Annotated in this window: 11 protein-coding genes; 5 read left to right on the top strand and 6 right to left on the bottom strand. The window is 74.5% G+C overall.

Annotation, left to right across the window (positions count from 1 at the left end):
- Positions 1 to 4: 4 nt before the first annotated feature.
- Positions 5 to 2,491, top strand: a complete 2,487-nt coding sequence (locus ACFVU7_RS22525; RefSeq protein WP_388046687.1) for a trypsin-like peptidase domain-containing protein — start codon at positions 5 to 7, stop codon at positions 2,489 to 2,491.
- 314 nt (positions 2,492 to 2,805) lie between these two features.
- Here ACFVU7_RS22525 and ACFVU7_RS22520 read toward each other — a convergent pair whose 3' ends face one another.
- Complete coding sequence (locus ACFVU7_RS22520) at positions 2,806 to 3,447, bottom strand: L-threonylcarbamoyladenylate synthase (protein WP_049660133.1); 642 nt, start codon at positions 3,445 to 3,447, stop codon at positions 2,806 to 2,808.
- Positions 3,448 to 3,676: 229 nt separating this feature from the next.
- Here ACFVU7_RS22520 and ACFVU7_RS22515 point away from each other — a divergent pair, with 229 nt between their 5' ends.
- A complete protein-coding gene (locus ACFVU7_RS22515; protein ID WP_049660132.1) occupies positions 3,677 to 4,018 on the top strand; it encodes a hypothetical protein in 342 nt (113 codons plus the stop codon).
- Positions 4,019 to 4,093: 75 nt separating this feature from the next.
- On the opposite strand, the gene ACFVU7_RS22510 is transcribed toward ACFVU7_RS22515, so the two are convergent.
- The 3 genes from ACFVU7_RS22510 to ACFVU7_RS22500 form a co-directional block, all read right to left on the bottom strand.
- Positions 4,094 to 4,249: a DUF6131 family protein gene (locus ACFVU7_RS22510; protein ID WP_143204583.1), complete on the bottom strand. Its 156-nt coding sequence runs from the start codon at positions 4,247 to 4,249 to the stop codon at positions 4,094 to 4,096.
- A 167-nt stretch (positions 4,250 to 4,416) separates the two neighbouring features.
- Complete coding sequence (locus ACFVU7_RS22505) at positions 4,417 to 5,940, bottom strand: threonine/serine exporter ThrE family protein (protein WP_074003516.1); 1,524 nt, start codon at positions 5,938 to 5,940, stop codon at positions 4,417 to 4,419.
- Between the two features lie 250 nt (positions 5,941 to 6,190).
- Positions 6,191 to 6,853, bottom strand: coding sequence for a TetR/AcrR family transcriptional regulator (locus ACFVU7_RS22500; RefSeq protein ID WP_074003517.1), 663 nt, complete (start codon positions 6,851 to 6,853; stop codon positions 6,191 to 6,193).
- Positions 6,854 to 7,030: 177 nt separating this feature from the next.
- Here ACFVU7_RS22500 and ACFVU7_RS22495 point away from each other — a divergent pair, with 177 nt between their 5' ends.
- Both ACFVU7_RS22495 and ACFVU7_RS22490 read left to right on the top strand, forming a co-directional pair.
- Positions 7,031 to 7,669 (top strand): SRPBCC family protein, encoded by a 639-nt coding sequence (locus ACFVU7_RS22495; protein ID WP_388046685.1) that lies wholly within the window; start codon positions 7,031 to 7,033, stop codon positions 7,667 to 7,669.
- Positions 7,670 to 7,800: 131 nt separating this feature from the next.
- Positions 7,801 to 7,974, top strand: a complete 174-nt coding sequence (locus ACFVU7_RS22490; RefSeq protein ID WP_388046683.1) for a CsbD family protein — start codon at positions 7,801 to 7,803, stop codon at positions 7,972 to 7,974.
- A 105-nt stretch (positions 7,975 to 8,079) separates the two neighbouring features.
- Here ACFVU7_RS22490 and ACFVU7_RS22485 read toward each other — a convergent pair whose 3' ends face one another.
- Entirely contained in the window at positions 8,080 to 9,483 is a 1,404-nt protein-coding gene (locus tag ACFVU7_RS22485) for an FAD-dependent monooxygenase (protein ID WP_388046942.1), read from the bottom strand.
- An 85-nt stretch (positions 9,484 to 9,568) separates the two neighbouring features.
- Between ACFVU7_RS22485 and ACFVU7_RS22480 the strand changes: the two genes are divergently transcribed.
- Positions 9,569 to 10,297: a TetR/AcrR family transcriptional regulator C-terminal domain-containing protein gene (locus ACFVU7_RS22480; RefSeq protein ID WP_388046681.1), complete on the top strand. Its 729-nt coding sequence runs from the start codon at positions 9,569 to 9,571 to the stop codon at positions 10,295 to 10,297.
- 140 nt (positions 10,298 to 10,437) lie between these two features.
- Here the strand turns inward: ACFVU7_RS22480 and ACFVU7_RS22475 are convergent, their stop codons facing one another.
- A complete protein-coding gene (locus ACFVU7_RS22475; protein WP_388046679.1) occupies positions 10,438 to 12,429 on the bottom strand; it encodes a LamG-like jellyroll fold domain-containing protein in 1,992 nt (663 codons plus the stop codon).
- Positions 12,430 to 12,486 lie beyond the last annotated feature (57 nt).

Genomic DNA, 12,486 nt, shown 5'->3' with positions numbered 1-12,486 from the left:
GGGGATGGCGGTAGGACGGGGGACGGCGGCCGGTGCGGCGGACGGCCTGGCGGCGGCCGTCGCGCAGGTCCGCGGCGAGGACGATCTGGTGGTGGGCGCAGGTTTCCTGGTTGCCGACGACCTGCTGATCACGTGCGCGCACGTCCTGCAGGACGGCCGTTACGGCCCCGGTTCGACGGTGACGCTGGCCTTCCCGCGCGCGCACGACGCCCCGGAGGTGACCGGCCGGGTGCTGGACACGTGGCGCGATCCGAACGAGCAGGACGTCGCCCTGGTGCGCCTGGACCACCCGATAGGGGCGGCGCCGCTGCCGCTGGGGTCGGCGGCGGGCGCCCGGGGGCACCGGGTGCGCTCCTTCGGGTTCCCGGTGCAGGCGCCGCCGGGCGGGCACTTCGGCTTCGCCACCGCGGGCGGAATCCTGCCCCCCGCCGACAAGGTCGGTGAGCTGCTGCAGCTGACCGACGCCAACGACCTCACCCAGGGGTTCAGCGGCGGGCCGGTCCTGGACGAGACGACCGGTCTGGTGGTGGGGATGCTCACCTCGATCGCACCCCCCGACGGCCACCACCGGGGCCAGGAAATTGCCTACGTCACCCCCACCTCCGTCCTGCGCGAGGCATGGCCCGCGCTCAGCGAGCAGGACGTGTCACCGTACCGGGCGCTGGAGCCGTTCACCGCCGAACACGCCCAATGGTTCCGGGGCCGCGAGGACGCGGTGGACCGGGTCATGGAAGGCCTGGCCGGCGGACGGCGGGTGGTGCTGCTGCTCGGCCCGTCCGGGTCGGGGAAGTCCTCCCTGGTTCAGGCTGGGGTGCTGCCCGCGCTGGCCGAGGGGCGGCTGCCGGGCAGTGACCGCTGGTGCCAGGTGCTCACGCGGCCGGGCCCGGACCTGTCGGATGCCCTCACCCGCGCGGGCCTGCCCGGGAGCGAGGATGCCGGGGCGGACGGCACCGGCGAGCCGGACTTCGCCGACAGGGCAGCCGCTTCGGTCCCGGGCCCGCCCCGGATCGTGCTGGTCATCGACCAGTTCGAGGAGCTCCTCGCACCGTCCGGAGAGCCTGCGGCCTTGGAGGCCCTGGGCCGGATCACCGCCGCGATCCGTTCCGACGCGGCCCTGAGCGTGGTCCTCGTGATGCGCGACGACTTCTACTCCCGGCTGTCCGCACTCGCCCCGGACCTGCTGGACACTGCCCAGCGGGCCAGCGGTCTCCTCAACGTCCCGGCCACCTTGAGCGCGGCGGACCTGGATGCGATCGTCACCGGCCCCGCCCGCGACCTGGACACGGCCTTCGAGCCGGGCCTCGCCGAACAGATCATCACTGATGTCCTGAGGCTGAACCGCGGCACCGCCACCACTGGCGGTGCACCCGTCACCGTGCTCCCCCTGCTCGAAGTCGCCCTCACCCGGTTGTGGGAACGCCGCCTGGAGCACGACGGCCGCCTCACCCACGACGCCTACCACCGCATCGGCAACGTCACCGGCGCCCTCACCGACTGGTGCGAAACCGCCCTGCGCGAACTCGACGAGGACCAGCAGGCCATCGCCCGCAGAATCCTCACCGCCCTGGTCCGCCCCGCCGACTCCTCCCTGAACATCCCGGCCGCACGCCAGCAGCTCCCGATCAGCGACCTGCGCGCCATGGCCGCCGAGGACAAGACCCCCGACGCGCGGCGGGCCGTGGACGAGGTCCTGGCCGTCCTCTCCCGGCACCGCATCGTCACCACCGACCGGCTCCACGACGACGCACGGCCGGTCGGCGCGCCGGACGCGGAAGGGACCGCAGTGGCCGAACTGGTCCACGACGCGCTCATCCGCGACTGGCACACCCTGCGCGAATGGCTCCGGGAGGACGCCCGCTTCCTCGACTGGTTTCGCCGCGCCCGCGACCAGTACGAGCGCTGGAAGGAACACCGCAACCCCCAGGACCTGCCCACCGGAACCCTCCTCGCCGAAGGCACCGACCTGGCGAGCCACCGCCCGCTGTCCGCCGACCTCGACGACTTCCTCACCGCCGGACGCCGCCGCCAACGAGCCGCCGCCCGACTCAGTCGGCGCCTCAAGACGGCCCTGGGCACCGCCCTCGTCCTCGCTCTCGCTCTCGTGATGCTTGTCTCGGCGTATGTCGCGGAGCGGCGGGCGACGAAGAGGGCTGACGTGGGGGCTGCGGAGTCCGCCCAACTGGTTATGTCCGACAGTCTTGTTAACGACTCCGATTTGCTGATGGCCACCCAACCCGATCTCGCTGCCCTCCTCGCGATCGCCGCCTACCGGTTCGACCCCACGGTGAGGGCCGGCGCCGCCCTTGCGAAAGCCGCCGACCGCACCAACCCCACAGCGGGGGCCGGCGCCGCCCTCCGCAGCGGTGAGGACCCCGACGTCGCAGCGAAGGACGCGATCAGCGCGATCTGTAAGGCCGTCGGCCGCGACCTCACAAGCGAAGAGAAAAACAAATACCTAGGCGTGCCCTATGGGCCGGTCTGTCTCCCATGAACCGTCCGCCCGACGACCGCCCTCCCACGCGCTCCGCCTCCGGCGCAGCCTTCGGCCACCCGCCGGAGCCGATCATCCGGTCCCCGCTCCCGCAGAGCACCAAGCTCTGCAACCCGCCCCACCTTCCGATCCTGGCCTGACCAGCCGCAACGCCACCGGACCGACGTAACCAGGGGATCGGCCCTGACGCATGCTCAGGCAGAAAAATAGCTGGTCAGACCGCCAAACCGCCAGATCGGCCAGCCGCATTGGGTCGGATGACCTTCCGCGGATCGGGGTGCGGGACGTCGGTCAGCGTTCCGGGGGGTCCGGGCTCAGCGCTCCCGCAGGTCGGGGACCACCTCGCGCAGGCGCTCGGCGCCGATCGCGCCCGCCCGCAGCAGGACCGGCACCTCGCCGGTGATGTCCACGATCGAGGAGGGCACGGCGGCCGCGGTCGGGCCTCCGTCGAGGTAGACGGCCACCGAGTCGCCGAGCATGCCCTGGGCGGCGTCGCAGTCCTGCGGCGAGTCGTGCCCGGTCAGGTTCGCGCTGGAGACGGCCAACGGCCCGGTGGCGTTGAGCAGTTCGATGGCGACCGGGTGCGCGGGCATCCGCACCGCGACCGTCCCGTTGGTCTCGCCGAGGTCCAGCTCGACCGAGTCCAGGTGGCGGGCGACCACGGTCAGCCCGCCCGGCCAGAACTCCTTGACCAGGTCCCGCGCGCGCTCCGTCACCTCGACCAGCCCGTCCAGCGCCTCCGGGGAGCCGACCAGCACCGGCGAGGGCATGTTCCGTCCCCGGCCCTTGGCGCGCAGCAGGCGGTCGACGGCCCGCGGTGCGAAGGCGTCCGCGCCCACGCCGTACACGGTGTCCGTGGGCAGGACGACGAGTTCACCGCGGCGCACCGCGGCCACGGCCTCGCGCAGCCCGGCCGCGCGCTCCGACGGGTCCGAACAGTCAAAACGACGAGTCATCAGGGGTCTCCACCGGCGGGCCGCCGGCCCGCCCCGTTCCTCCGGCCCGGCCACCTCTCCGGCCGGACACGACCTGGTCAGCCTACCCGTCCCGCTCCCGCCGCCCGGCCACGCCCCGGGGTCGCGGTGTGCGGGGCTCCTCGGCCGCCCGGGTGGCTCGGGACAGTGCTGCCGTACCGGGCCGCCTTCCCCGGGGGCGGGCGATGGCGGGCGGACGTAGGTTGCGCACATGACCAGTGACGAGACGGTCCCGGCCGTGGGAGTGCGTCCGCTGGACGAGGTGTTCGCCGCGATCGACAAGGTCAACCGGCGGCCCCGGCCCTGGACCGGCTTCGAGCACGGCGTGCTCGGCGCCTACCGGTGGGCCGCCGGCGCCCAGGTCGCGGCCCCGGTCACCGCCGCCGCCACGGCCGGCTCCATCGGCCCGTGCCTCGCCCAGCTGCTGGCCGAGTGCCAGGCCGCCGCCGTCCGCCTCCACCTCGTCCGCACCCAGGGGGCGGACCACACCTACGTCCTCGGCGTCCACCGGGCACTGGCCTGGCTCTGCGGGCTGCACGAGGACCGTCCCTGAACGACCGTCCCCGAGCCCGGCGGGCCCGGGGCGTCGAACGGGTGGCGCACAACGGTGAACCGGGCGCAGGCCCGGTCAGTAGTAGTGGCGACGGCCGCCGACGGCGTGCCCGAGCGTTCCGGCGAGCCACAGGACCAGACCGACGACGGCCAGCACGATGCCGATGGTCCACAGGATCGAGATTCCGGTGACGAAGCCGATGATGAGCAGGATGACGCCGAGGAGTATCACGAGGGTCTCCCGGGTTGGTGGGTGGCTGTCGGCGGGGGCGGCCCGGTCGGCCCGAACCGGCCGCAGCGGTCGTCCCCGGGGATCGGGGCCCGTCCTGCCCTGCCCGTCTCCACACCCCCCGCGTCTACCGCGCCACGGCCCGGGCAAACCGCCCCGGCGCTCCCCCGTCAGCGCCGGTGGCGGCCGCCCTGCCGGCGGGGCGGTGCGGCCACCCGGGGCGCGGGCAGGAAGAGCCGGGCCAGCTCGCGGCCCAGGTTGACGCCGATGGCGAGGGCCATCGCCATCGCGGCGGCCCGCCCGATGCCGCTCAGCCCGATCTCGGGTTCGCCCCGGACGAAGGCCAGCATCCCGAAGTACAGCACCGAGCCGGGCAGCAGCGGCCCCAGGGCGGCGGTGATGTGCGGAAGCGCCGAGCTGCCCCGGCAGCGCGCCATGAGCTGGCCGGACAGGCCCACCAGCCCGGCGGCGAGACCGGTGGCCAGGATCGGCTCGCCGCCCGCGTTCACCAGCACCCCGTACGTGGTCCAGCCGGCCGCGCTGTTCAGCAGGACCGCCGGCAGCGTGGCCGGCTCGGTGTTCAGCAGCACCGCGAACGCCAGGGTGAGCAGCACCGCGGCGGCGAGCTGCAGCGGGGGGTTGACCGCCCCGGGCGGGACGTCCTGGGCGGCGAGGTCGGCACCGTTGTTGACGCCGACGTAGAGCACCGTCATCACCCCGACCACCACGCCGGTCATCAGGTAGAGCGCTTCGAGCAGCCGGGCGGCGGCGGTGAGGTAGAAGCCCGCCAGGCCGTCCTGGGCCGCCGCCACCATGGGCCACCCCGGCAGCACCGCGAACAGCCCGCCGGTGATCACCACCGATCCGCGCAGGTGCAGACCGTTGAACGACAGCAGGATGCCGATCACGGCGGCGGGCACCGCCGCCACCACGAACTGGTAGAACGCCGGCAGGTCGTGGCGCGCCACCAGGGCCGAGAAGCGCTCGCCCACCAGCGCGGCGACGACGGCGCTGGCGAACACCAGCCAGGCCCGGGCGTCGGCCCGGCCGCCGATCAGCAGCGTGGCGGCCCCGGCCATCCCGCCGCAGGAGAGCACGAACAGCCGGCCGGAGTACCGGCGGCGGCGCCGGCGGGCCGCCACCAGGCGGCCGTGCGCCTCGGGGACGGCCATCCCGCCCACGGCGATCTCGGTGACCAGCCGGAACACCAGGGCCAGCCGCGCGTAGTCGACGGCCGGGCGGCGCACCGAGCACTCGGCGGTCAGCGAGGGCTCCGACGGGCCGGGCTGGTAGGAGATCGCCACCCGGGTGAAGGTCACCTGCGGGTCGCAGGGCTGGACCCGGTAGGCGTGGGCGACGGCGAGCATCGCGGCCTCGACGTCCTCCGCCGCCTCGCCGCTGGCCAGCAGCAGCTCGCCGACCAGCAGCGCGAGGTCCAGCACCCGGGCCGGCTCGACGCCCGTCGGCGGGTCCGCGCCGGCCCCCTCCGGCGCGGGCCGGCGGTCGGCCGTGGGGGTGCGCAGCAGCGGCAGCATCAGGTCGGGCCAGGGGACCGCGGTGCCGTCACCGTCCGGTCCGGGCCGGGCGCCCGCCCCACGCTTCCCGGACGCGGGGGCCTGGGGCGGCACCCGTTCGGGCCGGGTGGGGTGTCCTTCCGGGCCGGCGGGCGCACCGAGCTGCTCGTGTTCCGTCATCGCGACTCCCTGACCCCACCCCCTCCGCCAACACCGTGCAGCCCTTCAACTACCCGGAGTGACGCTGCGGCGAACGCGCCACACCCGGCACACCCGTACGAACCGGAGCACGACCGGCCGTACACGCCCCAGCGCCCCGCGCGTGCCGACCTCGGGGGCTGGGGCCGGCCGGGCGCCGGGGCCCCGGTGGCACCGACGGGGCGTGGCTGCTCGACGACGGCGGACAGGCGGCGACCGGGAGGCGGCCGGGTCAGAACCGCGGCGTCAGCAGGCTCGCCAGCTCGGCCTCGAAGAGCAGCCCGGGACGGAAGCCCATGCCGGTGAAGTGTCCGGCGAGCTCCAGGGACAGCACGCCGTGCAGACGGGTCCAGAAGGCCAGGAAGCGGTGGAGCACCTCGGGCGGGGCCGGCTGCTCGCCCGCCCAGTCCCGGTGGCCCAGCAGGTGGGTGGTGAACGGCGCCTCCGGGGCGTCCGCTCCGGCCGGGGCGAGCGCCGCGCAGGCGTCGACCAGGGTCCGCATGACCTCGTCGGCGATGGCGGTGGTGTCCTCGGGCGCGCGGTAGCCGGGCACGGGGGTGCCGTAGATCAGGAAGTACCGCTGGGGGTCGGCCAGGGCCCAGTCGCGCAGGGCGTGGGCGAGCCCGGCCAGGTCGGCGCCCTCGGCGGCGGCCGCGCCGAGGGTGTCGGCGAGGCTGCGGTACGCGTCCCGGACGAGCTCGGTGATCAGCTCGTCGCGGCCGGCGAAGTAGCGGTAGAGCGCGGGGCCGCTCATGCCCATCCGCTTGGCGATCGCGTTGACGGAGAGCGCCGAGGCGCCGGCCGTGGCGATCTGCTCCCAGGCGTGCGCCTTGACCTCTTCGCGCACCTGGGCCCGGTAGCGCTCGCGCGGGGTGTCCGCGCCCGTCCTCGCCATGGCCCTCGCCCGCTCCCCGTATCGCCCGACTACATGTTCACGCTTCCGTTAGAAGGTATCACGGAACCTGTTGACGCCCCGGCCCTCGCGGAGTTACAACTTCTAACGAAGGCGTGAGCATCTAGCTCGCAAGGCGTCCGAGCCGTCCCGACGGCCGACCAGTGAATGGGGATTTCCATGTCCGCCACGCGCAGCTCCACCCGCGGCACCGGCATCCGCACCACCCTGCTGACCCTCCCGCTCGCCCTCGGGCTGCTCGGCGCCGCCGCCCCGCCGGCCGGGGCCGCCACCGCCCACCGCCCCGGCTCCTCGCTCACCTGCGGCGGGGCGGGCGTCGATCCCGACGCCCGCGTCCGCTACCGGACCGAGGCCGTGATCCACGCACCGCTGCGGACGGTCTGGCGGCTCCAGACCGACGTGGCGCGCTGGCCCGACTGGCAGGCGCCGGTGCGGAGCGCCGAGCGCCACGACGGCGGCCCGCTGCGCCCGGGGTCGGCGTTCCACTGGACCACCCCGCTGCCCCCGAACCCCGCCTCGGCCGACCCCGTCCTGGAGATCACCTCCACCGTCCGGCAGCTGCGGCCCGGCGCCTGCATCCGCTGGACCGGCCCTGCGGTCGCGACCGGGCTGCGGATCGACGGCGTCCACGTGTGGAACTTCACCGAGGTCCCCGGCGGCGTCCTGGTGCGCACCGAGGAGACCCACACCGGCCCCCAGGTCGACGCGAACGTCCCCGCCGCCACCGACATCCTCCGCCAGGGCCTCGAAGGCTGGCTGCACGACCTGAAGACCGCCGCCGAGGCCCGCACCCGGTAGGACCGGCCGGACCAACTCGCCGGACCTGTCCCGACGGACCGACTCGCGGGCCTTGCGCATGGAAGCCCGCGCCCCGGGCAGACGCCGCCCGGGGCGGACCTTCGCCCCGTCGACGAGAGGAGGCACCCGCCGTGGGTACCGAGGAGAAGCTGCGCAACATGGCGGAGAAGGCCGGCGGCAAGGCCAAGGAAGCGGCCGGGAAGGCCACCGGCGACCGTTCGACCGAGCTCAAGGGCAAGGCCCAGCAGGCGAAGAGCGACCTGAAACAGGCCGTGGAGAAGGTCAAGGACGCGGGCAAGCACTGATCCGGCACCCGGCCGGTCGTCCCCGGACGGCCGCCGGGTGTCCGCGCTTCCACCGCGCCCGGCGAACCGGCGTCGCCGGCCGGCCCGGGCACCCCCCCGGGCTCCTCAGGGGGCGAGCAGCCCCTGCCGCCCCGCGTAGGCCGCGAGGCCGTCGGCCGTGGCGCCGGCCCACCCGAGGTAGCCGTCCGGCCGCACCAGGAACACCCCGGTGCCGTACGCCTCGTAGGCCGGGATGCGGACCACCGGGGCGGTGACGGCGGGCAGCGGGGCGTCCGTGCCGACGGTGAGCAGCGTCCAGTGCGGGCCGCGGAAGGCGTCGAACAGTCGGGTGCCGCCCCGGCGGCCATCGGGGGCGCGGTCGCCGGCCCGCAGCGCGTCCGCCGGGAGGTCCTGGCGGGTCTCCACCGAGAGCGCGGACTCCCGGTAGCCGAGGTCGAGTTGCTGGGTCGCCCGGCCCCGGCGCTGCTCGCCGCGGTGGACCCTGGTGGACAGTTCCAGCATCGCGGCCGCGTTGCCGCGGCGCTCCTCCTGGTAACTGTCGAGCAGCCCCTCCCCTGCTCGCCCGGTCAGCACCGCGGCCAGCTTCCAGCCCAGGTTGTAGGCGTCCTGGACGCTGGTGTTCAGGCCCTGCCCGCCGGCCGGCGAGTGGACGTGCGCGGCGTCGCCCGCCAGGAAGACCCGGCCCGCGCGGAAGCGGTCGGCGAGCGCGGCGCGCGGGCGGAACTCGGAGATCCAGCGCAGTTCGGTGACCTGCTCGGCGGCCAGGTGGGAGCGGGCCGCGACCACCGTGCGCAGCCCGTCGAGGGTGAGGTCGACGGCCGTCCCCTCCGGGAACTGGGCGACCAGCTGGAAGTCCTCGGTGCCGCCGAGCGGGCAGATCGCCAGCACCCCCTCCTCGGAGCCGAACACGTGCCAGTGCTCGCGGTCCAGCCCGTCGATCCGGACGTCCGCGACCAGCATCGGGTCCGGGTCGACGGTCTCGCCGGTCATCCCGATGCCGAGCAGTCGCCGCACCGTCGAGCGGCCGCCGTCCGCCGCGACGACGTACCGCGCCCGGACCGGGCCGCCGGTAGCGAACTCGGCGGTCACGCCCTCCTCGTCCTGCGCCAGGCCGACCAGCTCCCGGCCGAACGCGACCTCGCCGCCCAGCTCGCGCAGCCGCCCGTACAGCACCTGCTGGGTGCGCCACTGGGGCAGCATCAGCGCCTCGGTGTACGGCTCGGCCTCGGAGGGCTCGGTCGGGTCGAACATCCGGCGCTCGCCCTGCGGTTCGCCGTCCCGCCAGAACAGGTTGGGCGGGTAGTGCCCGGCGACCGCGCGGACCCGGTCGAGCACGCCGAAGTCGTCGAGCACCTCCAGCGTGCGCGGCTGGAGGCCCTTGCCGCGCGAGCCGGGGAAGAGTTCGGCGCCGCGCTCGACCACCAGCGCGGCGACGCCGTGCCGGGCGAGGTCGAGCGCCAGGGCCAGTCCGGTGGGCCCGGCGCCGATGACCAGGACGTCCGTGTGCATGCCGTGAGAAGCCACGACAACCTCCTTAACGTTGTTAAGTAGCCGTTGCCGACAGCGTGCACTTAACGGCGTTAAACTGTCAACCGTGACCCCCCAGAGAACCCCCAAGCTCGACCGCGGCCAGGTCGTCGACACCGCGCTGGACCTGCTGAACGAGGCCGGCCTGGACGGCCTGACGCTGCGCGCCATCGCCGCCCGGCTCGACGTCAAGGCGCCCGCGCTGTACTGGCACTTCAAGGACAAGCAGGCGCTGCTGGACGAGATGGCGACCGAGATGATGCGCCGCATGACGGCCCGGGCGGCGGCGGACGCGGGCGCCGGGGCGGACGGGGCCGACGCGGCCAGCGGGGCCGACGGGGCCGACGGGGCCGACGGGGCCGGTCGCGCCCCGGCCCCGGGCGACTGGCGGGAGACCTACCTGCGGACCATGCGCACCCTGCGCGCCGAGCTGCTGCGCTACCGCGACGGCGCGAAGGTCTACAGCGGCTCCCGGTTCACCGACACCGGCTACGCGGCCGAACTGGACACCTGGCTGCGCCTGCTGGTCGAGTCCGGGTTCACCCCGGTGGCCGCCGCCCGGGCCTGGCAGACCGCCTACAGCTACACCATCGGCTACGTCATCGAGGAGCAGGCGATGGGCCCCAACCCCTTCGACGGCGAGGAGGGCTACGACCTGGACGCCCGCGCCGAGCGCCTGGCCGCCCACCCGCTGGCCGCCGAATCGGGCCGGGTGATGTTCCAGGACTTCGACGAGGGCTTCGAGCAGGGCCTGGCGGCGGTGCTCGCCGGGGTCGAGGCCACCCTGCTCGGCTGACGGCTCCGGCGCGGTCGTCAGCCGTCGGCCGTTCGCCGTTTCACCGGTTCGCCGGTTCGCCGTTTCGCCGTCCCGGAAACGACCGCACCGCCGGGCCCGTACCAGGGCCCGGCGGTGTCCGTGCCGCGCGGGAGCGCGGGTCAGGCGGTCATGAACTCGCCCACCCGCAGCGCCCGCTTCACGATCCGGACGTCCCCGATGTACCCGTGGAAGACCTTGTCCAGCACCCCCGCGTACGCGTAGCCGCCCAGCATCCACGGCCGTCCCAGCGTGGTCAGCCCGACCGCGGGCGTCACCGGGTTGCGCGCCACCTCGCAGCCGTCGACGTACATCCGGCTGAGCTTCCCGTCGTTGACCACCGCGACGTGCCACCAGTGGTCCAGCGGCAGCTGGTGGCCCCAACAGGTCGACGCCCCGGTCTGGTTGACCGGGTAGACGCACCACTGGAGGGCCGGCGCCTCGGAGACGCTGAGCGTCACGACCGGCTCGTCGGCGTCCGTCCCGGGCCCGCTCCTGCCCGCCTCGGCGCTCGTCCCCCAGCGGCTGAGCAGGGCGGACCAGCGGCTCTGCGCGGAGTCCCAGTCGGCGGGCAGCTTGAAGAAGGCCTCGACGGTGAACCCGCGCTCGAAGGTCTCCCGGTTCACCGGCGCGGTGGGCACCGTCTGCAGGTAGCCGCCGCGGACCGGCGAGCGGGTGCCCCTGAACAGCAGGCTGCCGTGGCCCGGCTGGTCCGGGTGGTGCTCGGCGGACCAGCTGAGCGCGCCGTCGGGCGTGCCCGGGGCGCTCTGCCAGAGCAGGTCGTTGCCCTGCCCGCTCAGGTCCTTGACGACCTGCTGCGGGGTGACGGCCGCACCGTCCGCGCCGCCGTTGTCGAACCGCCAGTAGGCCACCGTGTCGCGGACCAGCAGCTCCCTCGCCCGGCGCGCCGGGCGCTGCGGGACGGGTGCGAAGCCGGCGAAGCGGCGCTCGAAGTCGATCGCGAGCGAGAAGCGGTCCACGTCCGAGGTCAGCTCGACGTGCTGGGCCGCCAGCGCGTTGCGCTCCTCGGCCGCGATCTGCTGGATCCACGGCGAGAAGGTCGACACGTCGACGGTGCCGCGGTCGAGGTCGAACCGGTACGCCCGGATCATCGCCGCGCCGCCGTAGTAGCGGTCCTGGTAGTTGGTGATGTGGACGTGCACGTCGTGGCCGGCCCTGTTCCGCAGCACGGTGCGCCCGGGCGGCCAGTAGTGCCCGTTGACGGTCAGGAAGATCTGGTCGTTGCCGTCGATCAGCCGCTCCCAGAGCCGCTTCCCGTTGTCGGACAGCTCGGCGCGGCCGCCGTCGTCGGCGTGCGCCAGGTCGTGGGTGGTCAGGATCACCGGAAGCTTGGGGTTCGCCGCGATCACCCCGTTCGCCCAGGCGAAGCCCGCGTCGGAGAGCCGCCAGTCCAGCGAGAGCACCATCCAGTCGCGGCCCGCCGCCCGGAACACGTGGCAGGTGTTGTAGCCGTCCGGGCTGGAGCCGCGGTAGCCGGAGGTGCGGGCGGCCCTGGCCTTGCTGAAGGTCTCCAGGTACGGGGTGGTGCCGCGCTGGTCGTCGGTCGAGGAGCGGACGTCGTGGTTGCCCGCGAGCACGCCGTAGGCGGCGCCCGCGTCGTCCAGCAGGCCGAACACCTTGGTGACGGCGGCGTACTCGACGGCCAGGCCGTTCTCGGTGACGTCGCCGAGGTGGGCCAGGAAGACGATGTTGTCGTCCGTCCCGTCCTCCCGGTTGACCCCGCCGTCCAGCACGTAGCGGACCGAGGCCTCCAGCGGCGCCGGGTGGATCCGGTCCTGGTCGAACAGGTACTGGGTGTCCGGCATGACCACGACGGTGAACTGCCGGGCGTCCGGATCGGGCTGCCACCGCCCCTTCCCCTTGCCCTTCCTGGGCGCCTTCACGGCCGCACCCGCAGCGCCCGCCGCCTCGGGCCCGGCCGCCTGCGCCGGCACCGCGCCGAGCAGACCGAGCCCGGCGGTGCCGACCCCCGCGCCCAGCAGACCGGCCCCGCGCAGGAACCGGCGCCGACTGTCCGCGGCCGGCCCCTCCCCGTCGAGGTCGGCCGTCCGCGGGCAGCCGCACTCGTGCTCGGTCGCCTGGTTGTCGTGCATGTTCGCTCCCGGAAGTGGTGTGGGCCCTGACGGTAGGGACCGGGACTGGTCGGAGAT

The sequence above is a fragment of the Kitasatospora sp. NPDC058046 genome (assembly GCF_042885595.1).
In the GTDB taxonomy this organism is placed as follows: Bacteria; Actinomycetota; Actinomycetes; order Streptomycetales; family Streptomycetaceae; genus Kitasatospora.
This window is presented reverse-complemented; position numbering and strand designations above follow the sequence as displayed.